This window comes from Marinomonas sp. SBI8L (genome assembly GCF_001624705.1).
Classification (GTDB): domain Bacteria; phylum Pseudomonadota; class Gammaproteobacteria; order Pseudomonadales; family Marinomonadaceae; genus Marinomonas.
Map to the genome: position 1 here is coordinate 131,792 of NZ_JSEO01000002.1, position 25,970 is coordinate 157,761.

Sequence of the window (25,970 nt, forward strand, 5' to 3'; positions counted from 1 at the left end):
ATGAAAAGAATAGTTGAAACGACGCTGATAGTATTTTGCTTAAGTGTTCCATATGTAAGTGCCGCCGATACGGATGTTGATAAAGCATTAGATAAAACGAAAGAGGGTGCGATCGAGTTATTTGAAATCGCAAAAGAGAAAAGTGCTCAGATTGGAGAAAACATACTAGACAAGAGTGCTGAGTTAGGTGACGAAGCTAATAAAAAAGCTGAAAAAACTGGAGAAGCTTTTTGGAATAAAATGAAAGAAATAGGTTCAGCATCTAAAAAGCTAGCTGAAGATGGCACAGAAAAGTTAAAAGATTTTGCATGTGATTTATCTGATAAGGCTTGTTTGGATGCTGCAAAACAAGAGTCACCTCAAAACTTAGATAGTTCGATTTAGCGCTCCTTTTATGAGTAAAAAGAATGGCGGAACTTGGGAAAACGAATTTGTTAACCAGGACAGTGCTTACGTAGAAAATGCTAGTGTTAGGTATCGCTGCCCCAAATGTCAGTCTTTTTTACAAAAACGTAATGGCAAAAAAGGAGAGTTTTGGGGGTGTAGTAGTTTTCCTGTATGTGATTACACTGCAAATGATGAAAATGGAAAACCTGTTCGTCAAAAACGATATCTTTGTCCAGACTGCCAGTCCCCTCTAAAAAAACATACGTACAAAGAAAATGTTTTTTGGGGGTGTACAAATTACCCTGACTGTAAGGTAACAATTGAGGATGAGGACGGAGTACCGACACCTCAAAAAAAATACCCTTGTAGGAAGTGTGGCCACTATCTAGTTAAGAAAAAAGGGCCCAAAGGGTATTTCTGGGGGTGCATTAAGTATCCAGAATGTCGTCATACACTAGATGACTTCGATGGCAAACCTAAATTAAAAAAATAACCCTGTTAAAAATTGCTGCAAAAATGCACAAGTCTTATTGGTATTGCTATTAAAGCGCGCCTTTTTACAAAACCTTCTTCTTTTTCTAATTAATGATAGCTAGAATGTCAGCTTGATTTAAAAGGGTGTTTAATGAATTCAACGAAATATGATCATGTAATCTTACTTGCTCATGGAAGCCCAGATAGTATCTGGAAAAAACCATTCCAATCCTTGCAACAAAGAGTAAGTGACGAGTATGGGGCAGGTAAGACAAGTTTGGCATTTATGGAGCTGACTGATCCTACTTTAGAGCAAGTTATCGCAGCGTTAAGTGATGACTGTAGACACATCGCTGTATTACCAATATTTTTAGCTGTTGGTAGGCATTTAAGGGTTGATGTGCCTGCTCAAGTTAAAGCTTTAGAAACGGATCAGTTGAAAATAGATTTACTCAAACCAATAGGCGATAGCCCTTTATTGCAAGATGCTATGTTGCAAGTGATTGCAAATCAACTGGGCGAAAGCTAGATGCATCATTACTTTCAACCAAGTTCCCAAGTTTTGACACAGGTATGATGATATATGCTCTTTAAGCATTTACCCGATGAGATATTTCAGGCCTTAAGTGGCTCAAACAAACAGCTAGTGGAAGCTGTACTGTTTGATTTATCAGATGTTTTTTATGATTACGCAGAAGACCCAATAAAAGATAAATCAACCATTATTGAAGCAATTGAAGATAGTTTGCATAAGGTTGATATCTTATCTTGGCAAGAAGATCAAAAAGAGTCGTTTGAATCCCCTAAAACCATTCATGATTATGCGCTGCGTATCTATCATAGATTAGTTAACACGGGCTGGCTGGTTGAAGAGCAAGAGCTTTACCGCGTTAGTGTGCTGATGACACCCCAAATCTCTATGCTGTTGAAATCTCTGGTTGAAATAAGTCGTCACGGTAAACGTAATTATGGTGCTACTGTATTAAGTATTTTAAGTAATTTAGAGTCAGTGGCATTATCACCGTTAGAGCGCGGTGTAACGTTAAATCAGGCTGCAGCAGCTGCTCGTGATTTTTCTGCTCACCTCAATCAAATTCTCCTAGGTATTCGTTCTCTTCAGCGAGAGCTTTTTGCTAGCCGAGACCCAAAAGCGATAGTATCTGGTTTCTTCGAATTATTTGTCGAAGGGATCTTAATCGCAGACTATAAGACCCTTAAAACAAGCAACAACCCCTTTCGTTTTAGGCGTCAAATTTTAGAGTTAGTACAAAACTTTTTGGCAGACAGTGATTCTCTATATGCAATTTCTCAATGCTATAGCGAGCAACAGCTTATATCTATTGAAAAAGCTCAGGCGCTTGTAGAGAAAGACTGTCGTGCAATTTTACAAACCTTTAATAATATCGAGCAGCGATTAGAGCGAATTGATGAGTATAGGTACCGTCTAGAAAAGCGTGCCGCAGATACCGCTCGATATATGGACAGCTCTCGACCTGGTATGGCAACAAAGATTGCTAACATAATCACTAATGTTGCTCGTCATGACTCGGTACCTGTTTTAAAACAAATGTTAGGCGTTAAAGTGTTAGGTATGGAGTCGGCCGCGACACCAAGTCGAAGAAGAGAACCGCCAGCACCTAGGGTGGTAACACCTGCCAGTGTGTCAGAGAATGCAATTAAGATACGTGATGCACAAAGACGCTTCCATGAAGCTAGACAAGTAACGGTTGCAAAACTACAAAGTTATCTGCAACGCCAAATGACAGAACTAGCAGAAAAGCATATTACTGAATTTAGCATTAATTCTGTTGAAGATTTTGTGTGCTTTGATCACTTGCGATATGTAGGTTCTTTGGGTGTTAATGCCAAAATAATTGAGAATGAATTCGAAATAAAATTTAGTGAACAGTATCTCGATGTGCACCAGTTTGTTGAGTGCCGAGAGTTTGTTGTGGTTCGCAGGAGATAGAAATGTTAAGAGAATTAAAAAAAGTTGTTGAAGAGTCTGGTAAAGACGCTCAAGAGTTTCAACAAGCTGCGAACTACTTGTTATCTCATCAGTTTGTTAGTGCTTATAAGCACGGACAGCGTAAATACTTCTTATTAATAGAAGCATATCAAAATTATTTCTCGAACGTCTTTGACGCTTTGGGGATGAAATTATACGTAAACGAAAATGAAAGACTGTTAGGTTTGTTGCCAGTTGAAAGAGAAGCATTTGTGAGACTTAAAACTGATGAGACATTGTTTCTTTTAATCTTACGTCAAATTTATGAAGAGAAAATTGAAAACTTTGAAGTCGATAATGGCTTTGTAGCAACTAATACTCACGCTATCTTAGAAAGATACGTGCAATTAGTTAAGCGTGAAATTCCTACCGAAACACGCTTTAAAGATATTTTAACCTTGTTAAGTCGCCATGGTGTTTTGATAAAAGGTAAGGCGTACGAAGAAGATAGTAAAAACCTAGCTGTGCATGTCACACCAGTAGTTCGACTTGTTGTAACAGAAGCTTATTTACGTCAGCTTGAGTCTTTTAATGGTTCTGATCAGGAACAAGACGAAGACCAAGATGAATCGATTCAACTAGATGCCACAAGTGAAGAGTAGGTAGAAAATGAAAAAACTTAGCAGAATTGTATTAGTTAACTGGTACCTACTCGGCGCAGAAGAAATCGAAATAAGAGGAAATACAGCGATTATTGGACCAACTGGTTCAGGTAAATCTTCTTTATTAGATGCTATTCAAACTGTCTTAACGGGTGCAAGTAAAAGACACTTAAATTACAACGCTAGTGCCAATGATGGTAAAGCAAGTGGTCGAAGTATTCGCTCTTATATCTTGGGTATGATTGATTCTGGCCAACAAGATGCGAAAGTGTTTGGTACGTCGCCAAGACAAGATGCGGTGAGTTATTTAGGTTTGGTATTTACTGATTCAAATACAGGTAATGAATCAACTATTGGTTTAAGTCTGTCTGCCTCATTATCCTCTCCTGAAGAGGACGTATTAGGTCGTTTTGTTTTATCTAATTATGGTGTGGTGAAAGGCGACTTTATTGAAGAGCTTGAAGGTAGAAGTTTCAAAGCAAAACCCTGGTTAGATGTTCGTGAGGCTATGAAAAAGGTCTGCTTAGATCCATTTATTAAGTCAGGCAGTGCCTCTGCAACTCAATATATTAATCGCTACCTCGAAGAGTTAAGTCCAAGCCCTGATCAACTAATAACTTTAGATGGCTTTTTGAAAAACTTTAAAAATGCCCTTAAATTTGTACCTATTGCTTCACCAACTCGTTTTGTTCAAGACTTTGTTTTAGCTGAGCAGCCATTGCAGGTGAGTGCTTATCAAAAGTCTTTAAATGAATACAGACAACTTGAAACAAAAACTCAAGAAGTTGCAAAACGAATAGACGACTTAAACTTAATAGCGGTTGATTGCGAGAAAAAACGCCAACAAGAAAAAGCGAATATCAATTATCAATGGGTAGCAACAGAGGCGCGTTTTGATGAGTTAGGTAGTAAGCAAGATGAAATTCAGGATAAATATGAGGTTCATCAAGAGCGTGATGATGAAATTCAGCTTGAGCTAGGCACACAAAACGATTTATCAAAACAACTTCAAAGCCAACTTGTTAGGCTTGAGCAGCAGTATGAACATTCAGATGTTGGTTTAAAGTTACAGCAGCTTGAGCAAAGTCGTAAATTATTAGACCTTCAAGGGCAACAAGATAAGAAGAGTCTGTTGCAATGCAAGCAGATGCTGACCCTTTTGGCTTCTTTATACGATTATGAAGATTTACTTTCTAATGAGATTCTTGGTTTATCAGCTCGAGCTGGTGACTTATACAAAAAAATAAACGATCAGGGACAGCTTGAGGTTGAATCACACCAGTTTGATAAGGTTCTTGCGGAATTATCTAACTTACTAGATAGAGAAAAAACAGAACTCTTTAGACAAAGGTCTGAGCTTAACCGGACCATTTTGAATCTAAAGGATGACTGCAAGCAGTTAGAGTCAGACGTTTCTTCCTTAAAAGGGGGTTCAAGTCCTTTATCAGGTAATACCAAAAAACTTATTTCTTTACTGAAGCAAACAGGCATTGAAGCAACCCCTTTGAGTCATTTAGCAGAAGTAACTGACCATAAATGGCAGGATGCGATAGAGGGATATCTTGGACAGCAAAGGGAAGCGCTTATTGTTAATCCTGAAGATGCTGAAGAGGCGATTAGGGTATTTAGGGCTCATCGTAAGCAGCTCATGGGTTGTCGAGTAATAGATACAACTCAAACTAGACTTTGGTTGAATCGTGGTGATAGATCATCCTTGTTACAATACATACGTTGTAATAATGATCATGCTCAAGCTTACTTGAATCGTCGCCTTGGTGGTATTAAGCCTGTCGATACAGAAAGGCAGTTGCTGCGTGAAGATAGTGCTATGACATATGATGGCATGCTGAAGCTTTCAGGAACGATTTCTACAATTCGTTTCACACCTCATATGATGGTTGGTATCAATACGGATGGAATGCGCCAATCACGTGAGTCTCAATTGCAAAAGTTGAGCGGTGAGTTGATGGACCTGTTGCAGACAGATCAAAGATTAGAGAAGGCTGATACATTATTAAGCCGTGTTGTGGCGAATCATCATGTTGATGCAGATGCTTTAAAACAACATAGTAATGCTTTAAATAAACAGCAGCATGATATTAGTTTAATTGATGATGAAATCCATTTGTTGCAACAAAAAGATGACACTGAACTGCAAGAGAAAATCGACCTGCTTAAAGAACGTATTGCAACAGTTGAGTTGGAACAAAAGAAACTGGACAGAGAGCGTCAACAAATTGCTGAGCAATACGGTAGTTTAAATACGCAAAAGGCTCAGTTAAGTGCCGCGTTATCCACATTGGATGAAGATAGAACGCGTCTTAAAAATCATCAATTCTATCAAGCTGAGTTTGCAAGTGAGCGTTATGAGCTACTTGAATCAAGTATGGTCAATGGTGCTGCAATCTACAAAGAAGCCATGAGTAGGGCTGAAAAAGCACAAGAAAAAGCTCGCAATTTTGATCAAAAAGTCAGAAAAGAAGTCGCAGACCACTACGCTAAATATCATAACGCAGATATCGACTCTGACATACAACTAGACTATTTGGAGTCTCGTTTTGAAGAGTTTGAAAATTACATTCAGCATCAAGTAAAAGTACTATCTGAAACTGAATTAGCTCGTTACGCAAAAAGGGCTGAGTTAGCGAGAAAAGAGGCTGAAGAAACATTTAGAAGTGATTATGTTTCAAAACTGAAAGATTCTCTTGATCAGGTTGCTCATATAATCAGGGAATTGAATCATAGTTTAAAACGCCGTCCATTTAACTCAGAAGTGTATCAATTCAGATACTATGCAAATGGTGATATGAAGGATATTTTGGACTTGGTTGAAAGGTTTAGTAGCCAAGACCAAGCCAATGTTGGTGGACTGTTTGACCCAGCAAGTGCTGAAAATTCTGATCATGCAAAAGCAATAGAGTCTATTCATGAATTAATCAGTAATGAAGATAAGCAGCAAGATTTAGCTGACTACCGTAAGTTTTATAACTTTGAAGTTGATATTCTGGATCAAGAGGGTAATAAGAAAACAACTTTGAGCCAACGAATTCAAACTGGTTCAGGTGGTGAGCACCAAATTCCATTTTATCTAGCCATTGCTGCAGCTCTATCTACAACATACCGACTACATGAAACGGTAGAAGGCGATATAGTTGGCGGATTTTCATTAGCTATGTTTGATGAGGCATTCAATAAGATTGATATGGCAAAAACATCAACATGTATGGGCTTTATGAAAGACATTGGCTTGCAAGTAATTGCAGCAGCGCCAGATGATAAGCGAGCTGTAATGGCGGCAAACATGGATACCATTATAAGTGTTTGGCGAGAAGGTGGTGCTGTTTCTCTAGATGTATCTTATCCAAAATCTAAAGGACGAAAATTGTTAACAGGCCAAGTTGAAAATTTGGAAATAAGTTAATAATTGTTAGCAAATTTGAGTATTTATATGATAATTAAAGAACAAATCTTACAAAGTGTTACAAAAGCGTTTACTATAGAATATCTAGATGTTAAGAATGAAAGTTATATGCACAATGTGCCTGAGGGTAGTGAATCCCATTTCAAATTAACACTTGTTAGTGATGACTTTGTTGGGAAGAGATTAGTTCAAAGGCATCAAACTGTATATAAAGTATTAGCGCAACAAATGGGCATGATCCACGCCTTAGCGCTTCATATTTACACCCTTGATGAGTGGCAATCTAGACAAGAAAATGCCCCTTTATCTCCAAAGTGCCATGGAGGCGAATAGACTTTTAGTCATTTGTGAAGTGATATGAGTATAACTGTAACTGTTGAACAGAACTCAGAGCGAGTAGGTATTAGGGTTGTTGGCAGCTTCGATTTTTCATTGTTTAATGACTTTCGCTCTGCTTACTCCGATTATCTTACAGGGTTCAAAGAGCTTGTGGTTGATATGCAGGCTGTAGAATACTTAGATAGTGCTGCCTTAGGTATGTTACTCAGTATGCGTAATTCTGTTTCAAGTGATACGGATATCATAATTGCAAACTCAAATTCTTTTATACGAAATATTCTTATGATTTCTAGATTTGATAAAAGGTTTACAATAACTTAATGGACTTGAATAGCATGAAGCTACTGGTTGTTGATAGTGAAGAGATTTATCGAGACATTATTTCTACTTGTGTAGAATCTCGTGGCCTTCAAACTAAAACAGCAGCCTCTATGGATGAAGCGCTCGCATTATATAATGAATGGGAGCCTGACTTAATTACGTTAGAAGTCTTGTCTCCTTCTGGTGATGGCATTAAGTTGATAAAGCAACTTAAAGATGTTGCCCAAGATAGAATTATCCCAATAATGGTGATTACCTTTAAGTCTGATGATGCGACAATGAATGCATGTATCAAGGCTGGAGCGGATGATTTTCTTGCGAAACCTTTCAATGATATTTTATTTAATACGCGTTTAAGCACACATTTGCGTAACGTGATGTTTAGTAAAGAAACTTTTCAGAAAAATCGTGACCTAATTTATTTTCAAAGTATGATTGAGCGTGAACATAGAATGGCGCACCAAGTGTTGGCGCATGCTATGGATCGTAGTGAAGATCATGATGAAAAGGTAGCTGTAACGCGATTAGCAGCAACAACCTTTAATGGTGATATTGCTTTGATAAAGCGTCGTGAAGACGGTGCGTTACTTTTGTTTGTTGGTGACTTCACGGGCCATGGTTTACCTGCTTCTATTGGTGCTTTACCTCTTACGCAGGCTTTTTTTAAAGCAGCGAGTGATAATACCAGTGTTGCTCAACTGGCAAACCATTTTAATAGTATTTTAATCGATATATTGCCTGATTATATGTTTTGTGCGGCTTATATTATGTTGCTAAAACCAAATGATTGTTTAGAGTTTTGGGGTGGTGGTATGCCGCATGCTTTTATCATTGGTCAAGATTATATCGATATGGAAGGTATTCATTCCAAACATATGCCTTTGGGCATACTGTCTAGAGATGAGTTTGAAGACACAACAACTGAAGTAAACTTATGCTCTGGCTCAAGAGTTGTGATTGCCTCTGATGGTGTGCTGGAAATGTGTAATGATGAAGGTGTTATGTTGGGTGATGAGCAATTTAAATCAATTTTAGCTAGTCCTGACAACTGTATTTCTATTGACAGCTTTCAGTCGGCTTTAATAGAGCAATTACTCTCTTATCAAGGTAAAGCAGAGCAGCTTGACGATATAACACTTCTTTCTATTAATACATAAGAATAACCAAATTTCACTTGGTTATTCTTATGTTTAATTAGTTACTTTTTCTTGCTTTTACTCTTGCCTGTCTTCTTTTTGTTGTTTGTATTGCGCTTGTTGTGGTTAGGCTTGTTTGTCTTTTTTTCTGGCTCTGTTCTTAGGGCAAGATAAAGATCTGTCACAACTTCAGGAATCTGTTCTATACAAGATTGAGTTAATTTTTGATTGCTTTTTATTTGGCTAACTTCTTCGTCTTCGAATAGATCAGAAGCAACCATAAAAGGAAGGAGTAATTCGGCAATCGCGTCTTCCTTATCGTTTTCAAACCAGAAACGTTCGGTTAAAAACACACCTTCCATAAAGCCAGAAGCCCACTCTTGTAATTCGCTCAGTTCTTCAGGGTTTTCTGCAAGTGTAAGTTCACAAGGGACAATAAATTCATCTTCAGACTCTAGCTCTTTTTGTATGTCTAGGTGAAGGCGCTCTAGAAGTGTTGTGATTTGTTTTTCTTGCTTTTCGTTGGAGAAGTTTGGAGTTTGTTCAAAAATGATCTCTATCCAATTTTTAGGCGGATGGGCTGCTGGGCAAACACTTAATGCAGTTAAAAAGCCATGGGCCATTACAAAATTTTGGCACTCTTCGTGAACAGAATCTGATTCTAAAAAGTCTTCTAATGTTTCAAGTTCTAAATCATCAAGTGGTTGATGTGACATTTTTTAATCCTACAAAAATAATGGCGAATATTTTAACTAAAAGATTTATGAAAATCGATGCGAAAATAATGACTTTATAAGATAATCACTTATCTATGAAAATGATTAAGCAGTTATTAGAAAAATTTGGCCATCAAGACTTTTTGCCGCTTCAAGAAGAAGCGATAAAAACCATCATAGATGGACAAGATTTGTTGTTAGTATCCCCAACAGGCGGGGGGAAATCACTTGTATATCAGCTTCCTGCAATAAGGTTAGAAGGTGTGGCTGTTGTTGTATGTCCTCTGTTAGCGCTTATGTCACAGCAAGTTGAGAAGTTGAAATCTATTGGTGTAAGAGCTGAGTTTTTAAACTCTACTTTAAACCTTGGTGAACAAGATGACCTGGCTTATTCATTAAGAGCTCAGTCAATAGACCTACTTTTTTTATCTCCAGAAAAGCTGTTGCAACCATCCGTTATTGGTTTGTTAGAGCATGCAAAGGTCTCATTCTTTGCAATTGATGAAGCCCACTGTATCTCTCAATGGGGTCAAAGTTTTCGGCCGGAGTATGGCAGTTTAGGCTTGATCAGAAAAAACTTTTCAAATGTGCCTATTGTCGCAATGAGTGGCAGTGCTGATACAAAAACACAATCCGAGATTTTACGATCCTTATCTTTGCAGTCGCCAAAGATTCTTCAGCAAAGTTACAACCGAGAGAATATAGAGTTAACCATCTCTCAAAAGCGTTTAGCTAATAAACAACTATTGAACTTTATTAATCATGAGCCGCATCTTGGTTCAGGGATTGTCTATTGTCGTTCGAGGCGCAAGGTTGAAGAGCTGAGTCTTTGGTTAAATGAACAAGGTATATCTAGTCTTTATTTTCATGCAAACATTTCTGACAAAGATAAAGAAAAGAACCTGAAATTATTTTCTAAGAATGACAATATCGTTATGGTTGCAACGTCTGCCTTTGGGATGGGGGTAGACTTCGATAAAGTACGTTTTGTTGTGCATATGGATCTCCCAAATAGTGTTGAAAACTATTATCAAGAAATTGGCCGAGCAGGGCGTGATGGTCGTTCTGCAAGAGCGCTACTTTTGTATGGTTTACAGGATATGCAAAAGCTATTGCAGTTTGAGATGGAAGTGAATTTCACCTCTGAATCTGATTGGCAGAGAACATTATCTTTTTGCAAAATATTAGAGCAAAGAGGTTGTAGGCGTAAGAGTCTTTTAGCGCATTTTGGTGAAGAAACCCTTGATTGCGGGAATTGTGATAGATGCAAAAATAAAGAAATAGAGCACAATGTCACTATAGCTGCTCAAAAGTTTTTATCTTTACTGCATAAGACTAAAGGGGGGGTTCCGTTTGGCGTTTTAATTCAAATTTTATTAGGAAAAAAAACAAAAGCCGTAGACTCTTGTTTTGGTCAGACGATGAGTCTGTTTGGTCAAGGAACTGAGCTTAATGAAACTAGTTGGAAAAAACTGGTGCGTTACCTGATTGCAAATGAATATATCATGATACAGCAATTTTCACCTTTTCAGCTCGCTCTTCATGAAAAAGCAAAAGCTATTCTTAAGTCTAACATTCAGGTGGTGATTAATGAGGATTACTTCCATCCTAATCATGAAGTTTTGCCTATGCCAGAATATAAAAAGAAATTAATTCAGTGGCATACAAACACTGGAGAAGAGGTTTTCTCACCTAAGCAGTTAGACCTAGTTGCAGAGCATAAACCTAAGAGTTTAGCTGCTATGAGTCGGCTGACGGGGCTTGCTAAACATGTTTTGGAGCCTCTATCACCACCTATTTATGGCTCATCAAGTATTGGCGCTATTAGCTAATGTATAGAGAGGAGTTTGAGCTATCAGTGACAGAGGCTGTTTTATCATCAATTGCTAAGGCGAATAGATATTTTCAAACAGATATTAAGATGGTGAATATTAAATTTAATCAAAGGGGGTCTGCAGCAGGTACAGCCTATTTACAGCGACATGAGGTCAGATTTAATTATGATATGTATCTGCAAAATCCAAATGAGTTTTTGAAAACAGTTATACCTCATGAGGTTGCTCATATTTTTGTTTATCAATTGTATGGACCTAAAGTTAGGCCTCATGGTAAAGAGTGGAAGAGCGTGATGCTTAATGTTTTCAACTTAATACCGAGTCGAACCCATAACTTTTCGGTTAAAGCGCCACTTAAGAGTTTTCTTTATGAGTGTGACTGTATGGAACATGCTTTAACTATTAGACGGCACAACCGAATACTTAAAGGTAGTGAATATCAGTGCCGTAAATGCAAAGGAAAGTTGAGGGCAAAGTAAATTTATCCTCATATCAAGAAGATATTAATTTGATATGAATCATTATTAAGGTATTATCTTGGCAAAATTTATCGCTATGTTTGCTTGGAGATGATATGAACAACACACTTAAACTTTTTGCTGGATTTGCTATGGGTTTAGCAACCGCTGTAATGGCTAATTTCGCGCCTATGATAGTGCCTGCAATGTTAGCTGTAATAGCCGCAGCTGTAATTATCGATTCTCTTGGAATCAACAAGCAAGCATAATGCTTTTTAGGGCTAACTTAGTTAGCTCTATATATCCTTTCTAATTCTCCCTTCGTAAAAATTTCTTTTTATTTCCCTAATAGATTCAATTAATTGGATGCGGTGGATTTGTTACTGTTGTAGAATGTCGCTATTTGTAATTATGTGAAAGTAGCAATGGATTTATCAACGAGCCCGAAAGAAAAAACAGAACTAAATAAGCTTCATAAGCGCTTAAGAAGGCAAACTGGACAAGCAATCGCTGACTTCAATATGATAGAAGATGATGACAAGGTCATGGTCTGCTTATCAGGCGGTAAAGATTCTTATACTATGTTGGAGATTCTTAGAAACCTCCAAGCAAGTGCTCCAATTGAATTTAGTATTGTTGCTGTTAATTTAGATCAAAAACAACCTGGTTTTCCTGAGCATATTTTACCTGAATACTTATCTTCAATTGGCGTTGATTTTCATATTCTAGAACGTGACACTTATAGTATCGTTAAAGAATTAGTGCCAGAAGGGAAGACGACCTGTGGTTTGTGCTCTCGCTTAAGGCGTGGTTCTTTATATGGCTTCGCAGATGAGATTGGTGCAACTAAAATTGCCCTTGGTCATCATAGAGATGACATATTAGAAACCTTGTTTTTGAATATGTTTTTTGGTGGAAAAATCAAGTCAATGCCACCTAAGTTGTTAAGTGATGATGGCCGTCATATGGTGATTAGGCCGTTAGCTTATTGTAAGGAAAAAGATATAGAGGCTTTTTCTGAGTTAAAAGAATACCCTATTATTCCTTGTAATCTTTGTGGCTCTCAAGAAAATTTACAGCGTCAAGTAATCAAAAATATGTTACAACAATGGGATAAAGAATACCCAGGCCGTACCGATACGCTTTTTACAAGTATGCAAAATATCGTACCATCGCATATGGCTGACACGAGTTTATTTGATTTTAAAGATTTATCTATTAGTCCTGATGCCTTAGATAAATTAAATATAATTTCACTATAGGATATATTGATGAGTTTTAATAAATATGCAATTACATTTGCGCTTGGTTTGTTAAGTGTTGGAGCGAATGCATCCAGTGTTTCAGGTACATTATCTGACGATACGGCCAAATTAAATGCGTCTTTAAGTATTGATCCAATAGAAATAGAAGCAGGCGCCTTATATCTCTCTGAAGGTGGTAAGTCTGGTTATCTCGGTGTAATGATAGTTGATAAAGCAGATCCTATTGAAGTAGGTGTTGGTGCTAGACTACGTGCTGTGGAAGGTGATTTAGGTGTAAATGACTCTGGTTATGCCATTGGATTAGGTGGTTACTACCGTTATATTATCCCACAAGCTAACCGTGTGAGCTTATATGCTTCTGGTTATTACTACCCTGGACTTTTTACCTATGGTGATATGAAAAGACAGCATGAGGCTGACCTAAGGGTTGAGTATTATGCAACACGTAATGCAAGAATTTACTTTAGCTATAGTGTTGTTAAGACAGAGTTTAATGATTATAGTGAGAAATATACATTAGATGAAGGTGTGCACTTTGGTGTAGCAGCTTATTTCTAAACAAGCTTAGTTGATATCAATAAAAAGGGCGCTAGATTAGCGCCCTTTTTTTATTCACCTTCAAAGGCGCAAAGACTATAGACAGGTATCTCTAAGTCGCTGATGATTTGACTGCCTTTCAAATCAGGTAGATCAATAATTGCCGCAACTTCCTTGATATTAGCGCCTTGTGATTTTAATAGGCTGATAGCAGCAGTCAGAGTGCCACCTGTAGCGATTAAATCATCAAAGAGTAATACTTGGTCGCCTTCAGATACAGCACCTTCTTGAATTTCTAACTCGGCCTCCCCATATTCCAAGGCATACTTTTGAGAAATTGTTGCACCAGGTAGTTTGCCTTTTTTTCTTACCAAAATTAATGGCTTCTGTAGCTCATAAGCGAGTATTGAAGCAATTAGAAAGCCACGTGCATCAATACATGCGATGTGACTAATATCGGTTGAAATGTATCTGTGAATATAAGCATCGACTACCATTCTCAAACCCTTAGGGTCTGAGAATATAGGTGTAATATCTCTAAAGCTGATCCCTTGTTTTGGCCAGTCTTCAACAGTTTGAATTAAAGATTTGATGTAAAAATCATCGTAAAGCATTATATCGCCTTGTATTAGCTATCAAATACTTTCAATTTTATCACAATCTTCTGACATGCCGATTAGTTTTTGCATTTGATCTAGGTCGATAATGCTAATTTCTTTACCGTCTACTTGGATCATGCCGTTTTTTTGGAATCGAGTAATGACTCGACTAACGGTTTCAACAGCTAAACCTAAATAGTTGCCAATTTCACCTCGTGACATAGCAAGTCTAAATGATGTGGCAGAGTAGCCACGCTTTTTAAAGCGAGCGCTTAAGTTAAGTAGTAGGGAGGCAACTTTCTCATCAGCATTTTTCTTGCCAAGTAACACCATCATTTGTTGGTCGTCACAGATCTTACGGCTCATTACTTTAAAGAGCTGATGCTTAAGAGTTGGAATTTGCTCAGAAAGCTGCTCCAAATGAGAAAATGGGATTTCACAAACCGTTGTTGTCTCGAGAGCTTTTGCAGAAACTGGGTAAATGTTTTTATCGATACCGCTTAGGCCAAGTAATTCGCTTGGGCAATAAAAGCCAGTAATTTGTTCTTCACCAGAATTAGTAATGTTAAAGGTTTTTAGTGTACCTGTTCTTACTGCATACACAGACTCAAATTCGTCTCCCTGACGAAATAAGATGTCTCCTTTTTTCAAAGGTTTTTTACGTTCAATGATCTGATCTAATCGATTCACATCGTCATCAGCTAAAGAAATTGGCAGGCAAAGCGCGCTTAGACTGCAATTTTGACATTGAGATGTAAGCTTGCTGTTAAATCGAGCGTTGTTAAGAGCTACAGACATAATGATCTCCCTGAACTTGATCTATGTTTCTAAATTACTTTAGAGTATGAAATTACGTTATTTAAATATTTATCAAAAGTCATGCAAATGCAGCGGATTAAAAGTCTTCCTGAGTCAGTTACCTTAATATGGAGGTTTGGCTCATTTGTTAACTCAATAATGCTGTCTTCTTCTAGTTTTCTAAGTTCTGATAGTTCATTTTTAAAGTAATTTGAAAATACAATATTAAACTCACTCTCTACATCACTTGAATCTAGTTCAAAGTTGCAAATTAAAGACATAATTACCTTATGTCTTATTTGGTCGTCACGATTACTCATGTATCCCTTCATAATCGCTAACTGGCCGTTTTCAATGCTTTTGCGATAATCTTTTGTTGCCGTATGGTTTTGAACATATGTATTACCTATTTGGCTAATGGCTGATGTGCCGAAAGCCAATAGGTCACAGTTTGCATGTGTCGTATATCCTTGGAAATTCCGTTTCAACTCTCCTTTATTTTGTGCTTGTGCCAACGCATCCTTGGGTTTGGCAAAATGATCCATTCCTATGTATTGATAGCCCGCACTGGTAAGCATATCTATGCATAATTTAAGAATGGCTAATTTAGTATCTGTGTCTGGTAATTGATCTTCTGGAATCTGTCTTTGTGAGGCAAAACGCTTAGGTAAGTGTGCATAGTTAAATACCGATATCCTATCTGGGTCAAGTTCGATGACTTGGTTTAGCGTTTGCTTAAAACTTTCTACACTCTGATATGGGAGTCCATAAATAAGGTCAAAGTTTATTGAATGATAGCCAAGTTGACGGCTATGCTGCATTAGGCTGTCGATTAGCTCATAGCTTTGTATGCGGTTAATGGTTGTTTGAACTCTTTTATCAAAATCTTGAATGCCGAAGCTTAGTCGGTTAAACCCTAATTCTCGAAGAGCTTCTAGTTTTTCTAGGCTTACTTCTCTTGGGTCAACCTCAATGCTGTATTCACCTTTGTCATCAGGTAGCAGGTTAAATTCTTGCTTGATATAGCTGATTAGTTTTTTGAAGGCTTCAACTGATAAAAAAGTAGGTGTGCCGCCACCAAAATGAAGTTGTTGAACTTCTCTTTCGTTGCTAAGCATCAAGGACTTTAATCTGATTTCTTCGATTAAAAGCTCTAAATATTCATCACCCTTTTTGTAATTTGATGTGATGACTTTGTTGCAAGCACAGTAATAGCAAAGCTTTGCGCAGTAGGGTACATGGAAGTAAAGGCTCAACGGCTTGTTTGAAGGCGTAAGCATTTCTTCAATTAATGAAAGTTTGCTAATACTGCTATTGAATTGGGGTGCAGTAGGGTAAGAGGTATATCTAGGACCCGAAATATTATATTTTTGAATGAGTTGTGTATTCCAGAGCATCTAAACGTCCTATTAAAAATTCTTATAGTATTTTAACTGCTAAGGAGATTTAAAAATTGATATATGTCAGTCTTTTGGTTGGCGTGTTTTATAAATATAGCGCTATCGAGTAAATACGTCTTGTATTAAGTTTTGGAAAAAAGGAAATGTCCATACGGCGTAAATGAGCATAAAGATTCCACTGACAGTATTTAGGTGATACTGCTTCCAGCTATCTTTTAGGCTTTTACTGAAAATTCCAGTTGCTAGCATAGCAGGCATGGTCCCAAGGCCAAAAGCAAGCATAAGTATAATTGCTTCTAGTGGCGTTGATCTTGCTGAAATCCAGATTAGGCTTGAATAAACGAGGCCACAAGGAAGCCAGCCCCATACGAAACCTGCTAAAAATGCCTGTTTACGAGTTCTGATGGGTAATAGTTTTTTGGCAAAAGGCGAGATATATTGCCAGCCAAACGACCCAAGCTTTTCAACTTTGAGTATTAATTGCGACTGTTTTAGGAGATAAAGCCCCATTAAGAAAAGAACTGTTGCAGCTATGGTTCTTAGTGCATAGCTTGCGCTTTCATAATAATCTGTAAAAGACTGGAAAAAAAAACTAAAGATAAGCGCTAAAATTGTATAGCTAGTAATTCGACCTAGATTATAGTTTAGTTGGGTTGTAAATAAGCCTTTGTTGCTAGATGTGTTGAAAGATAAGGCGCTTATAATTCCGCCACACATTCCAAAGCAGTGACCAGCGCCGGCAAGGCCAATTAAAAAGGCGGTTAGGAGATCAAATTGGCTCATTTTTCTTTATCGTTATCATCTTCTTCAAAGAGAATTCTTTGACCTTCGCGGTCAAGGTCTTCAAATTGGTCTTTTTTTACAGCCCAAGTAAAAATAGCAACAGCAATAAAAACAAAGACTGCTGCGATAGGAATTAGCAGGTATAAGCTTTCCATTTTTTCTCCAACAAATTATCTAGATAATCGACTAGCATTAAGTGCGACGAGTAAAGAGCTAAGAGCCATACCTATCGCTGCAGCCCAAGCCGGAACATAGCCTAGAATTGCAGCAGGTAACATGATGGCGTTATAGCTAGCTGCCCAAAACAAATTCTGTTTTATGATGATTTGGCATTTCTTAGCTAGCTTTATCGAATGATTAATTGTTTCAATTTGGCTATTTATTAAGACAGCATCAGCATGGATTTTTGCCAGATCAGAGCTTGCGGCCATGGCAATAGAGGTGTTTGCTCCAGCAAGAGAGGGTACATCATTTAATCCATCTCCCACCATTAATATGTTAGCTTTGTCTTTTTGTGTGTTGATCCATTGCCATTTTTCTTCTGGTGAAACTTGGCACTTAAAATGATCAAACTTTTCTGGTTTTAAAACTGATCTTGCTGATTCACTTGTATCACCAGTTAGCAAGCTCACTTGAATCTTATTGTTTCTTAGATCGCTTATTGCTTCTTGGCAATGAGGTCTTAGTCTGTCTTGTAGATAGATGGTTCCAATGACACCAGTATTTTCTTTAGCTAAATATAAGGTTAACCCAGTAAATTCAGAAGGGCTTGTTTTTATATTCTTGCTCAAGCTAGAAACAAACTTTAAGTTACCTAAAAGGTAACGCTCACCATTTATTTTTCCTTCGACGCCTAAGCCTGTGTGATTAATTATATCCTCAGCTTGAATAGGCGATGACTGTCTAAATGCTTTTGCGATTGGGTGAATTGACTCTCTTTCAAGTGCGCTTGCTATTTGAAGACAAAACGTATCATCAGTAGAGTCAATATGACTAATATCGAACTGACCATGGGTGAGTGTGCCTGTTTTATCGAATATTATGTGACTGCATTTTGCAAGTGACTCAATTACGTGGCCACGTGTGACTAATAATCCAAATTCTTTTAGCTTATTTGTTGCTGATGTGAGTGCGACTGGCGTCGCTAAAGAAAGTGCGCATGGGCATGTTACAACCAATACACTAATCATTATCCAATAGGCCTCATCTGAGCCTGCAAGTGTCCAACCTATAAATGTTAAGCTTGCACAAATGAGTACAAGAATGACGAAATAATGAGCTACATTGTCAGCAATCTTTGCTATTTTAGGCTTTTCACTTAACGCTCTATCTGTAAGTCGTTCGATTGCAGCTGCTCGTGTTTGTTTGCCAATAGCAGAAACTAGTATTTCAATATTTTGTTCAACATTTATGGTTTGAGCAACCACATTATCACCAACAGCTTTGGTGATAGGGAGATATTCTCCTGTTAGGCTTGATTCATCAATGCTGGTGCTACCTTTAGAAATGACGCCATCTACAGGGATATTTTCACCTGATTTTATCAATATGGTGTCACCGAGTGATATTTTGCTTAACGGGATTTCTTTTACGGGTTCGTTTTCTTTAATTAACCAGGCGCTTGATAGTTCTTGTTGGTTACGGTTATTGCTATAAGATTTATGTCTTGCTGCTTCTTCTAAAAAACGACCTAATAGTAGGAAGAAGGTGAACATTGTGACTGAGTCAAAATAAACATGTCCAGTCTTACTAAGCATTGAATATATGCTAGCAGTGTATGCAAGTCCTATCCCCAGGGAGACGGGCAAATCCATTGTAAAGTGACGTGTTTTTAAATCCCTTAGGGCGGCTTTAAAGAAAGGGAAGCCTGAATATAAAACTACAGGTGTGGCAAATGCAAAACTTAGCCAACTTATTAAAGTTTTAAGGCTTTGGTCCATACCTTGAATGTCACCAGCATAAAGTGCTATGGCACTCATCATTACCTGCATCATACCAACGCCCGCTACACCAAGGCGTATAATGGATGTTTTTTTAGCTTTTTTGATATCTATATCGGTTTGGTCTGCACGATAAGGGCTTGCCTGATAGCCAAGAAGTTGTACTTCTTTTGCAATATCAGTGATATCAATTTTTTTTGGTTGCCATTCAAGAGTGGCTAAAGAGGTGCTTAAATTAATATGAATACTAGAAATGCCTTCAAGTTGTTGAAGTCTAGTTTCAATTAGCCAAGCGCAGGCTGCACAAGTCATGCCTTTAAGGCTAATTTGAATATGATGAATATTACCGTTCTCAAAAACATATAAAGGATAGAGATCTGGGTCTTTGATTAATGAGAACTTATTGTCTAGCTCGGATGTGTTTTGAGCGTTTTGAGCTTTTTCGGTTCGATGTTGATAGTAGTTGCTTAAATCTGCACCTTGAATAAACTCTGCAATGGCTTGGCATCCATAGCAACAGAAATCGACAACTTGGTTGTCGATTTCACTTTGGATATTTAGGTCTTTCGGGACGTCTTCACCGCAATGGTAGCAAGGCTTTTGACTCATAATTTAAATTGAGCGTAATTAGAATCAGTAAGATTTAATCTTGCGCCAATTTGCCAGCCAACAGCTGATTCCAAGTATAAATTCCAAATGCCTGAAATAGATTTTTTGAGGTTGCCTCTATATTGATTATCGGCAATACGATTTAAGGTCAAGGTGAAATCTTTATCCGAAATAGCCGAGTTAAAAAAGTTAAGTGTTAGGGTTTCTTCTTGAGCATTTTGACTCGTTAGAATAACTTCGCCAGTGGTGTTATCAATAACAATTGAAGCTCCGATATTAAGCTCGGTGGCCAGGTTACGTTTATCTAAAACTGTGTTAATACCTAGGCCTTCTTTATAGTAGTTGTCAACGACCATGTCATTGGGTGAGTTTAAAGCATATGAAATTTGTATTACGGCAACAAACATAGAGCTTACAGGAATAGCTATAACAAACCAGGGCCAAAACTGTTTATACCAAGGGGTCGGTTTCACTTAAAATTTTCCTCTCATTAAGGTGCCCAAAAGGGCACCTTTGTTTAAGTGTGTTAGTTTACAGGGCCAAGGAAACGGCTTTCTGTGGTTTTACTAACATCAAAGTCTTCATCGATAGAGCTAATAGTAAAACTGATTTTGTTCTTTTGTACTTTCAAAACGTGAGGTGGAACCTGAATTGAAAGGGGAATAGAGCGAACTTCACCAGATGTTACGTAGATTTTCTTGCGGCCTATTACTTTAATGCCATCCAAGCCTTCAACTTCAAGTTTGAAAGTGTGGTCTGATTGGTCCATATTCATTACTTTAATGGTATAAATATTTTCAATCATGCCGCTAGGGGTCGTATTATATAGGCGATTTCTATCCTTTAAAACATCTAATCCAAGTGCTTCACGATCTGTCGCAATATAAGCAAAACTAATTACCATAATAAATAGTGCAATGGCGTATCCAATAGATTTTGGTCTCCACACTTTTGTCTTTTTCCCTTCTAGGCTATTTTCAGTGGTGTAACTGATTAAACCTTTAGGGTAGTTCATTTTCTCCATTACTGAATCGCATGCGTCGATACATAATGCGCAGCCTATGCACTGTATTTGAAGTCCTTCACGGATGTCTATGCCGGCAGGGCAAACATGGACACATTGATTACAGTCGATGCAATCGCCAAGGTTAAGTGCTTTTAGATCTGCGCGACGCTTACGTTTGCCGCGGTTTTCTCCGCGAGCTTCATCATAAGAAATTACCAAGGTGTTTGTATCAAACATAACTGATTGGAAGCGAGCATAAGGGCACATGAAAGAGCAAACTTGCTCTCTCATCCAGCCTGCAAATAAATAAGTGGCACCAGTAAAAAATGCGATCCAAAAATAAGCCCAAGGGTGTGCTTCTAGGGTGAATATTTCAATGGAAAGATCGCGAATTGGAGTGAAGTAGCCAACAAATGCTAACCCTGTTAAAGCTGAAAACAATACCCACAGAGCATGCTTGTTGAATTTCTTAAAAAACTTAGAGCGCGACATTGGTTGCTTATCAAGGGCGATACGCTGGTTACGGTTGCCTTCGGTTTTCTCTTCAATCCACATGAAAATCATGGTCCACACTGTTTGTGGGCATGTGTAGCCACACCAGACTCGACCAAAAAGTGTAGTCATTAGAAATAAAGCGAATGCCGCTATGATTAACAGCCAGGCGAGCAAGACAAAATCTTGTGGCCAGTAAGTAACATTGAAAATATGGAATTGACGACTAGGGAGGTCAAAAAATACAGCCTGACGATCGCCTAAATTAATCCATGGTGTTAAGAAGTAGCCTGCCATCAAAACCCAAAGAATCTTAGTCCTTATAGATTGAAAGAAGCCTTGAATTCGGCGGGTATAGATTTTTGTACGTTTTTGATAAAGGTCGTATTCAACAACATCATTATCTAGATTCTTTAATGGAATCTGCTGACTCATAGCCATTCATCCTGTAAACAGATTAATAGAAAGTGACAGGAGAATAATACAGAAAAGAGGAGAGGATCGAGTGTGACATGGTGTCACACTCGAGAAGAAGCATTACTCTTGATGAGAAAGGCTGTATACGTAAGCGGAGACAATGTGAGTTTTGTCTTCACCTAGGATTTCATTCCATGCTGGCATTTTGCCTGCACGTCCGTTACGCAGCGTTTGCATAACTTGCTGCTGAGTGCCGCCATATAACCAAATATCATCAGTTAGGTTTGGCGCGCCGAACAGTTTATTACCTTTACCATCTTGGCCGTGGCAAGCAACACAGTTTGCGGCAAAAATATCTTTACCTTTTGCGACTGCGTCGTTGTCAGTAGCTTTACCTGAAAGGCTTAGTACGTATTGAGTGGCATCGTTGATGCCTTGCTCGCCAAGACTTGCGCCCCATGCCGGCATAGCTGCTGTTCTACCGTGTAAGATGGTAGTTTTGATTTCGCTTGCTTCACCGCCATATAGCCAATCGTTGTCAGTCAGGTTAGGGAAGCCGTAGCTGCCAGTCGCTGCTGAACCGTGACAAATTGCACAGTTATTTGAGAATAAGCGTTGACCTAGGCGCATTGCCTTTTCGTCTTGGCTTAGTTCAACAAGGTCTGTACTTTGGTATTTAGCAAATAAAGGCCCAAACTCTTGTTCTGCTTTAGCAACTTCACGCTCGTATTGGTTGATTTGAGTCCAACCAAGTAGGCCTTTAAAGTTACCAAGACCTGGGTAAAGAGCTAGGTAGATAAGTGCAAAAACAACAGTAATGACGAACTTCCAGTACCACCAGCGCGGTAGTGGGTTGTCAAGCTCTTCAATGCCGTCATAAACGTGTCCTGTAGTAGGTACTTCACCGTTAGGGTGTTTTTTATTACTACGAACACTCGCTAGTAACCAGTAGCAGCCAAAGATAGAGCCAAGTGTGATGGCAATAATCCAGGCGCTCCAAAAAGGAGTTAATTCATTCATTTTTGTTTATTCTCCACGGATTGCTTTTTAGGCATATCTTCATCTTCATCAAAAGGAAGGTTTGCAGCTTCGTTGAAGTCACCTTTCTTTCTTTTGCTGAATGCCCATAACGTAACAGCGATAAAAGCAACGAATGCTAATACTGTTGCGATACTTCTAAGCGTATTAATGTCCATAATTGAGTCCTAGCGTTTGATTACTGTGCCAAGTTGCTGAAGGTAAGCAACTAGGGCATCAATCTCACGTTTGCCACGAACGTCTTCTTTCGCTGTTGTAATCTGCTCATCGGTGAAAGGTACACCAACAGAACGTAGAGCTAGCATCTTGTCTGCAGTTGAGTTGCCATCAAGAGTGCTGTTAAACAACCAAGGGAAAGAAGGCATGTTTGACTCAGGTACAACATCACGTGGGTTGTATAAGTGAGCACGGTGCCATTCATCACTGTAACGTTGACCAACACGAGCTAGGTCAGGGCCAGTACGCTTAGAGCCCCAAAGGTGAGGGTGATCGTAAACAGATTCACCAGCAACACTATAAGGCCCGTAACGTTCAGTTTCTGCTCTGAATGGACGAATCATTTGTGTGTGACAGCCAACACAACCTTCACGGATATAGATATCACGACCTTCAAGCTCTAATGCTGTTAAAGGTTTTAGGTTTTCCACAGGCTGAGTGGTTTTTTGCATAAAAAACAGAGGTACGATTTCTACCATAGCACCGAAGCTGATTGCTACTATGATTAGGGCAATCATAAGGCCAATGTTCTTTTCGATTATTTCATGACGCATTTAAAAGCCCCTTATGCTGCTTGTGTATTTGCTGTGTTTGCAAGCTCTTGCTCTTTTTGGCAAGCACGTACAGTAAGGTAGGTGTTAACAGCCATTAATAGCATACCTGTTAAGAATAGAACGCCACCAATTACACGTACTGTCCAACCTGGCTTACTTGCATCAACAGCTTCAACAAAGCTGTATACCAAAGAACCGTCTTGGTTAAATGCACGCCACATTAGGCCTTGCATAATGCCGTTTACCCACATTGAAGCGATGTAAAGTACAGTACCAATTGTTGCTAGCCAGAAGTGAACGTTAATAAGTTTGATTGAGTGCATTTCGCCAGCTTTACGGCCAAATACTACAGGCATCATGTGGTAAACAGCACCGATACTAACCATTGCAACCCAGCCTAAAGCACCAGCGTGTACGTGACCAATAGTCCAGTCAGTGTAGTGTGAAAGCGCGTTAACTGTTTTGATAGCCATCATTGGGCCTTCGAAGGTAGACATACCGTAGAAAGACAATGAAACAACTAAGAAACGTAGGATAGGGTCAGTACGTAGCTTGTGCCAAGCACCTGAAAGTGTCATTACACCGTTGATCATACCACCCCAAGAAGGTGCAAGTAGAATCAAAGACATTACCATACCAACACTTTGAGTCCACTCAGGAAGTGCAGTGTAATGTAAGTGGTGAGGGCCAGCCCAGATGTAAAGGGAAATCAACGCCCAAAAGTGTACGATTGACAAACGATATGAGAATACTGGACGACCAGTTTGTTTAGGTACAAAGTAGTACATGATACCTAAGAAACCAGCTGTTAAGAAGAAACCTACAGCGTTATGACCGTACCACCACTGTACCATGGCATCGATTGCGCCAGAGTAAATGGAGTAGGACTTAAATAAGCCAGCAGTCACAGATAAGCTGTTGAAAATGTGAAGCACTGCTACAGTTACGATGAATGCACCGAAGAACCAGTTAGCCACATAGATGTGCTTCATTTTACGTTGCATAATAGTGCCAAAGAAAACAACGGCATATACAACCCAGACGATAGTAATAAGAATATCGATAGGCCACTCTAATTCAGCGTACTCTTTAACTTGAGTAAAACCTAAAGGTAGAGTGATTGCCGCAGCGACGATAACTGTTTGCCAACCCCAAAAGGTAAAGCTAGCTAAAGTATCAGACCAAAGACGCGCTTGCGTTGTTCTTTGTACTACGAAATAAGACGTTGCGAAAAGTGCGCAACCGCCGAATCCGAAAATTACTGCGTTAGTGTGTAATGGTCGTAAACGACCAAAGTGTAGATATTCAATACCTGCGAAAATGTCTGGCCATACGAGTTGTGACGCGATTAATACGCCTAACCCCATGCCAACGACACCCCAAACGACTGTCATGATGGTGAATGCACGCACCACACTATAGTTGTAGGTTGGATGATCAAAAGCTGTGCTCATAGTTTCTTCCACAATCCACGAAGAGTGATTGACCTTGTAATTAATTGAAATGCCCGTATTAAGTTACTTCTTACAAAGACTTGGTAAGACCGACTTAAAAAGTCTCGAGTAATTAGTAAATCATACTGAAGCGGTGAGTAAACTAGCCGCGCTATTATAAGCGTTTTTGATCTTTTTTCTATTGGAGTAAGTTGTTTTTAATGGCTTTTCTTTGTCATATGGCAATATTTTTATGAGTAAGTTTTCTTTTTATATGGCCCATGGTGCGGGTCTTGGACATAGTGGTGGTTTTTTAGACAAATTTGGCGTGACATTTTGTCGCACACAAAAAATGAACTATTTGCCACTTACCTTTGAATATATGTCAGAAATCGAGGCCAGTGGTAAGCGTAGACCACCAACACGGTTTCCACAACTTGTCGATGAGTTTCGAGATAAGTTAGACCAAAATGCTTCTTTAAACTCACTTGTTGTAGCTGGTAAATCCATGGGTGGGCGTGTTGCATCGCAACTATCGTCAGATGAAAGAGTGGTAGCAATTGTGTGTTTAGGGTTTCCGTTTTATCAACAAGGTAAGCCAGAAAAACATCGCTTGTCTTTTTTACATGAAATTAACAAACCTTGTTTGATCATACAGGGGACTCGTGATGCATTTGGTAAGCCTGAATGGGTTAAACAACAAGCGTTAAACCCAAACATTAAAGTGCATTGGTTTGAAGGCGCTGATCATGATTTTAATATGTTAAAATCGCTGAACAAAAATCAATCGCAAGTCATTGAAGAAATCAATGACTTAATTAAATCTTGGGTTGACTCAGACTTTAATATTGAAGCTTGAAATTAAAATGAGGATATGAGTAATAATGGACACTATAGAACATGATAGTTTTTTGGATGCAGTTGGGCTTTATTGTCCAGAGCCTGTCATGCTTTTGCACGTTGAAATGAGAAAGATTAAAGCTGAACAAATACTTAAGGTTGAAGCGACTGATCCATCGACCACTCGAGATATTGTAAAGTTTTGCCAGTTTTTAGGGCATGAACTTATTCAGCAAAACGAAGAAGAAGGACACTTTTTTTATTGGATTAAGAAAAAGAAAAAGTGAATAAAGATATAACTTAAACTTAGTTTTCATATAGTGGAGAAATAACAAAAAATCATATC

At 38.5% G+C, this 25,970-nt stretch carries 29 protein-coding genes; 16 read left to right on the forward strand and 13 right to left on the reverse strand.

The annotated features are described in order from the left end of the window. The 9 genes from OA91_RS02685 (at position 1) to OA91_RS02725 (ending at position 8,709) form a co-directional block, all read left to right on the forward strand. Entirely contained in the window at positions 1-384 is a 384-nt protein-coding gene (locus OA91_RS02685) for a hypothetical protein (protein WP_157203778.1), read from the forward strand. Positions 385-394: 10 nt separating this feature from the next. Continuing rightward, positions 395-880, forward strand: a complete 486-nt coding sequence (locus OA91_RS02690; protein WP_063337049.1) for a DNA topoisomerase family protein — start codon at positions 395-397, stop codon at positions 878-880. Positions 881-1,012: 132 nt separating this feature from the next. After that, positions 1,013-1,390 carry a sirohydrochlorin chelatase gene (locus OA91_RS02695; RefSeq protein ID WP_046017230.1) on the forward strand — a complete coding sequence of 126 codons (378 nt, stop codon included), beginning with the start codon at positions 1,013-1,015 and terminating at the stop codon, positions 1,388-1,390. 54 nt (positions 1,391-1,444) lie between these two features. Continuing rightward, positions 1,445-2,830, forward strand: coding sequence for a Wadjet anti-phage system protein JetA family protein (locus tag OA91_RS02700; RefSeq protein ID WP_063337050.1), 1,386 nt, complete (start codon positions 1,445-1,447; stop codon positions 2,828-2,830). Between the two features lie 2 nt (positions 2,831-2,832). Further along, positions 2,833-3,471: a DUF4194 domain-containing protein gene (locus OA91_RS02705; RefSeq protein ID WP_063337051.1), complete on the forward strand. Its 639-nt coding sequence runs from the start codon at positions 2,833-2,835 to the stop codon at positions 3,469-3,471. Positions 3,472-3,478: 7 nt separating this feature from the next. Beyond that, positions 3,479-6,892: an SbcC/MukB-like Walker B domain-containing protein gene (locus OA91_RS02710; RefSeq protein WP_063337052.1), complete on the forward strand. Its 3,414-nt coding sequence runs from the start codon at positions 3,479-3,481 to the stop codon at positions 6,890-6,892. 27 nt (positions 6,893-6,919) lie between these two features. Continuing rightward, complete coding sequence (locus tag OA91_RS02715) at positions 6,920-7,225, forward strand: BolA/IbaG family iron-sulfur metabolism protein (protein ID WP_046017234.1); 306 nt, start codon at positions 6,920-6,922, stop codon at positions 7,223-7,225. A gap of 24 nt (positions 7,226-7,249) precedes the next feature. Next, positions 7,250-7,552 (forward strand): STAS domain-containing protein, encoded by a 303-nt coding sequence (locus OA91_RS02720; RefSeq protein WP_046017235.1) that lies wholly within the window; start codon positions 7,250-7,252, stop codon positions 7,550-7,552. 14 nt (positions 7,553-7,566) lie between these two features. Then, positions 7,567-8,709, forward strand: coding sequence for a fused response regulator/phosphatase (locus OA91_RS02725; RefSeq protein WP_231870296.1), 1,143 nt, complete (start codon positions 7,567-7,569; stop codon positions 8,707-8,709). 41 nt (positions 8,710-8,750) lie between these two features. Here the strand turns inward: OA91_RS02725 and OA91_RS02730 are convergent, their stop codons facing one another. Next, a complete protein-coding gene (locus OA91_RS02730; RefSeq protein ID WP_063337054.1) occupies positions 8,751-9,404 on the reverse strand; it encodes a YecA/YgfB family protein in 654 nt (217 codons plus the stop codon). A gap of 95 nt (positions 9,405-9,499) precedes the next feature. Here OA91_RS02730 and OA91_RS02735 point away from each other — a divergent pair, with 95 nt between their 5' ends. From OA91_RS02735 to OA91_RS02750, 5 genes are all read left to right on the forward strand, one after another. Further along, complete coding sequence (locus tag OA91_RS02735; protein ID WP_063337055.1) at positions 9,500-11,236, forward strand: RecQ family ATP-dependent DNA helicase; 1,737 nt, start codon at positions 9,500-9,502, stop codon at positions 11,234-11,236. Positions 11,237-11,262: 26 nt separating this feature from the next. Further along, on the forward strand, positions 11,263-11,718 hold the full coding sequence (locus OA91_RS02740) for a SprT family zinc-dependent metalloprotease (protein ID WP_231870297.1): 456 nt from the start codon (positions 11,263-11,265) through the stop codon (positions 11,716-11,718). Positions 11,719-11,813: 95 nt separating this feature from the next. Then, positions 11,814-11,966: a hypothetical protein gene (locus OA91_RS24265; protein WP_157196935.1), complete on the forward strand. Its 153-nt coding sequence runs from the start codon at positions 11,814-11,816 to the stop codon at positions 11,964-11,966. 156 nt (positions 11,967-12,122) lie between these two features. Continuing rightward, a complete protein-coding gene (gene ttcA / locus OA91_RS02745; protein WP_063337057.1) occupies positions 12,123-12,959 on the forward strand; it encodes a tRNA 2-thiocytidine(32) synthetase TtcA in 837 nt (278 codons plus the stop codon). 9 nt (positions 12,960-12,968) lie between these two features. Then, positions 12,969-13,520, forward strand: coding sequence for a YfaZ family outer membrane protein (locus OA91_RS02750; protein WP_063337058.1), 552 nt, complete (start codon positions 12,969-12,971; stop codon positions 13,518-13,520). A gap of 50 nt (positions 13,521-13,570) precedes the next feature. On the opposite strand, the gene OA91_RS02755 is transcribed toward OA91_RS02750, so the two are convergent. From OA91_RS02755 to ccoN, 12 genes are all read right to left on the reverse strand, one after another. Then, positions 13,571-14,113 carry an adenine phosphoribosyltransferase gene (locus tag OA91_RS02755; protein ID WP_063337059.1) on the reverse strand — a complete coding sequence of 181 codons (543 nt, stop codon included), beginning with the start codon at positions 14,111-14,113 and terminating at the stop codon, positions 13,571-13,573. Between the two features lie 21 nt (positions 14,114-14,134). Beyond that, positions 14,135-14,896 (reverse strand): fumarate/nitrate reduction transcriptional regulator Fnr, encoded by a 762-nt coding sequence (gene fnr / locus OA91_RS02760; protein ID WP_046017243.1) that lies wholly within the window; start codon positions 14,894-14,896, stop codon positions 14,135-14,137. A gap of 29 nt (positions 14,897-14,925) precedes the next feature. After that, positions 14,926-16,293, reverse strand: a complete 1,368-nt coding sequence (gene hemN, locus OA91_RS02765; RefSeq protein WP_063337060.1) for an oxygen-independent coproporphyrinogen III oxidase — start codon at positions 16,291-16,293, stop codon at positions 14,926-14,928. A 102-nt stretch (positions 16,294-16,395) separates the two neighbouring features. Further along, positions 16,396-17,079, reverse strand: a complete 684-nt coding sequence (locus OA91_RS02770) for a sulfite exporter TauE/SafE family protein (RefSeq protein ID WP_063337061.1) — start codon at positions 17,077-17,079, stop codon at positions 16,396-16,398. After that, entirely contained in the window at positions 17,076-17,234 is a 159-nt protein-coding gene (ccoS, locus tag OA91_RS02775; protein ID WP_046017246.1) for a cbb3-type cytochrome oxidase assembly protein CcoS, read from the reverse strand. The genes OA91_RS02770 and ccoS overlap by 4 nt, the downstream gene beginning before the upstream one ends. 15 nt (positions 17,235-17,249) lie before the next feature. After that, complete coding sequence (locus OA91_RS02780; protein ID WP_063337062.1) at positions 17,250-19,628, reverse strand: heavy metal translocating P-type ATPase; 2,379 nt, start codon at positions 19,626-19,628, stop codon at positions 17,250-17,252. After that, on the reverse strand, positions 19,625-20,101 hold the full coding sequence (locus OA91_RS02785; RefSeq protein WP_063337063.1) for a FixH family protein: 477 nt from the start codon (positions 20,099-20,101) through the stop codon (positions 19,625-19,627). Before OA91_RS02785 ends, OA91_RS02780 begins: the two co-directional genes overlap by 4 nt. Before the next feature lie 53 nt (positions 20,102-20,154). After that, a complete protein-coding gene (gene ccoG / locus OA91_RS02790) occupies positions 20,155-21,561 on the reverse strand; it encodes a cytochrome c oxidase accessory protein CcoG (RefSeq protein ID WP_063337064.1) in 1,407 nt (468 codons plus the stop codon). Positions 21,562-21,663: 102 nt separating this feature from the next. Further along, positions 21,664-22,563, reverse strand: a complete 900-nt coding sequence (gene ccoP, locus OA91_RS02795; RefSeq protein ID WP_046017249.1) for a cytochrome-c oxidase, cbb3-type subunit III — start codon at positions 22,561-22,563, stop codon at positions 21,664-21,666. Beyond that, positions 22,560-22,739, reverse strand: coding sequence for a CcoQ/FixQ family Cbb3-type cytochrome c oxidase assembly chaperone (locus OA91_RS02800; protein WP_046017250.1), 180 nt, complete (start codon positions 22,737-22,739; stop codon positions 22,560-22,562). The genes ccoP and OA91_RS02800 overlap by 4 nt, the downstream gene beginning before the upstream one ends. 9 nt (positions 22,740-22,748) lie before the next feature. Beyond that, positions 22,749-23,351, reverse strand: coding sequence for a cytochrome-c oxidase, cbb3-type subunit II (gene ccoO / locus OA91_RS02805; RefSeq protein ID WP_046017251.1), 603 nt, complete (start codon positions 23,349-23,351; stop codon positions 22,749-22,751). Positions 23,352-23,362: 11 nt separating this feature from the next. Then, positions 23,363-24,805, reverse strand: coding sequence for a cytochrome-c oxidase, cbb3-type subunit I (ccoN, locus tag OA91_RS02810; RefSeq protein WP_046017252.1), 1,443 nt, complete (start codon positions 24,803-24,805; stop codon positions 23,363-23,365). A gap of 232 nt (positions 24,806-25,037) precedes the next feature. Here ccoN and OA91_RS02815 point away from each other — a divergent pair, with 232 nt between their 5' ends. After that, the gene (locus OA91_RS02815) at positions 25,038-25,643 is read left to right on the forward strand and encodes an alpha/beta family hydrolase (RefSeq protein ID WP_063337065.1); all 606 of its coding nucleotides are present in this window, start codon (positions 25,038-25,040) and stop codon (positions 25,641-25,643) included. 25 nt (positions 25,644-25,668) lie between these two features. Next, positions 25,669-25,911, forward strand: a complete 243-nt coding sequence (gene tusA / locus OA91_RS02820) for a sulfurtransferase TusA (RefSeq protein WP_046017254.1) — start codon at positions 25,669-25,671, stop codon at positions 25,909-25,911. Positions 25,912-25,970 lie beyond the last annotated feature (59 nt).

Excerpts from the sequence above, each read along its gene's own strand:
- OA91_RS02685 (WP_157203778.1), top strand. The coding sequence starts at position 1 with ATGAAAAGAATAGTTGAAACGACGCTGATAGTATTTTGCTTAAGTGTT.
- OA91_RS02690 (WP_063337049.1), top strand. The coding sequence starts at position 395 with ATGAGTAAAAAGAATGGCGGAACTTGGGAAAACGAATTTGTTAACCAG.
- OA91_RS02695 (WP_046017230.1), top strand. The coding sequence starts at position 1,013 with ATGAATTCAACGAAATATGATCATGTAATCTTACTTGCTCATGGAAGC.
- OA91_RS02700 (WP_063337050.1), top strand. The coding sequence starts at position 1,445 with ATGCTCTTTAAGCATTTACCCGATGAGATATTTCAGGCCTTAAGTGGC.
- OA91_RS02705 (WP_063337051.1), top strand. The coding sequence starts at position 2,833 with ATGTTAAGAGAATTAAAAAAAGTTGTTGAAGAGTCTGGTAAAGACGCT.
- OA91_RS02710 (WP_063337052.1), top strand. The coding sequence starts at position 3,479 with ATGAAAAAACTTAGCAGAATTGTATTAGTTAACTGGTACCTACTCGGC.
- OA91_RS02715 (WP_046017234.1), top strand. The coding sequence starts at position 6,920 with ATGATAATTAAAGAACAAATCTTACAAAGTGTTACAAAAGCGTTTACT.
- OA91_RS02720 (WP_046017235.1), top strand. The coding sequence starts at position 7,250 with ATGAGTATAACTGTAACTGTTGAACAGAACTCAGAGCGAGTAGGTATT.
- OA91_RS02725 (WP_231870296.1), top strand. The coding sequence starts at position 7,567 with ATGAAGCTACTGGTTGTTGATAGTGAAGAGATTTATCGAGACATTATT.
- OA91_RS02730 (WP_063337054.1), bottom strand. The coding sequence starts at position 9,404 with ATGTCACATCAACCACTTGATGATTTAGAACTTGAAACATTAGAAGAC.
- OA91_RS02735 (WP_063337055.1), top strand. The coding sequence starts at position 9,500 with ATGAAAATGATTAAGCAGTTATTAGAAAAATTTGGCCATCAAGACTTT.
- OA91_RS24265 (WP_157196935.1), top strand. The coding sequence starts at position 11,814 with ATGAACAACACACTTAAACTTTTTGCTGGATTTGCTATGGGTTTAGCA.
- ttcA (WP_063337057.1), top strand. The coding sequence starts at position 12,123 with ATGGATTTATCAACGAGCCCGAAAGAAAAAACAGAACTAAATAAGCTT.
- OA91_RS02750 (WP_063337058.1), top strand. The coding sequence starts at position 12,969 with ATGAGTTTTAATAAATATGCAATTACATTTGCGCTTGGTTTGTTAAGT.
- OA91_RS02755 (WP_063337059.1), bottom strand. The coding sequence starts at position 14,113 with ATGCTTTACGATGATTTTTACATCAAATCTTTAATTCAAACTGTTGAA.
- fnr (WP_046017243.1), bottom strand. The coding sequence starts at position 14,896 with ATGTCTGTAGCTCTTAACAACGCTCGATTTAACAGCAAGCTTACATCT.
- hemN (WP_063337060.1), bottom strand. The coding sequence starts at position 16,293 with ATGCTCTGGAATACACAACTCATTCAAAAATATAATATTTCGGGTCCT.
- OA91_RS02770 (WP_063337061.1), bottom strand. The coding sequence starts at position 17,079 with ATGAGCCAATTTGATCTCCTAACCGCCTTTTTAATTGGCCTTGCCGGC.
- ccoS (WP_046017246.1), bottom strand. The coding sequence starts at position 17,234 with ATGGAAAGCTTATACCTGCTAATTCCTATCGCAGCAGTCTTTGTTTTT.
- OA91_RS02780 (WP_063337062.1), bottom strand. The coding sequence starts at position 19,628 with ATGAGTCAAAAGCCTTGCTACCATTGCGGTGAAGACGTCCCGAAAGAC.
- ccoG (WP_063337064.1), bottom strand. The coding sequence starts at position 21,561 with ATGAGTCAGCAGATTCCATTAAAGAATCTAGATAATGATGTTGTTGAA.
- ccoP (WP_046017249.1), bottom strand. The coding sequence starts at position 22,563 with ATGAATGAATTAACTCCTTTTTGGAGCGCCTGGATTATTGCCATCACA.
- OA91_RS02800 (WP_046017250.1), bottom strand. The coding sequence starts at position 22,739 with ATGGACATTAATACGCTTAGAAGTATCGCAACAGTATTAGCATTCGTT.
- ccoO (WP_046017251.1), bottom strand. The coding sequence starts at position 23,351 with ATGCGTCATGAAATAATCGAAAAGAACATTGGCCTTATGATTGCCCTA.
- ccoN (WP_046017252.1), bottom strand. The coding sequence starts at position 24,805 with ATGAGCACAGCTTTTGATCATCCAACCTACAACTATAGTGTGGTGCGT.
- OA91_RS02815 (WP_063337065.1), top strand. The coding sequence starts at position 25,038 with ATGAGTAAGTTTTCTTTTTATATGGCCCATGGTGCGGGTCTTGGACAT.
- tusA (WP_046017254.1), top strand. The coding sequence starts at position 25,669 with ATGGACACTATAGAACATGATAGTTTTTTGGATGCAGTTGGGCTTTAT.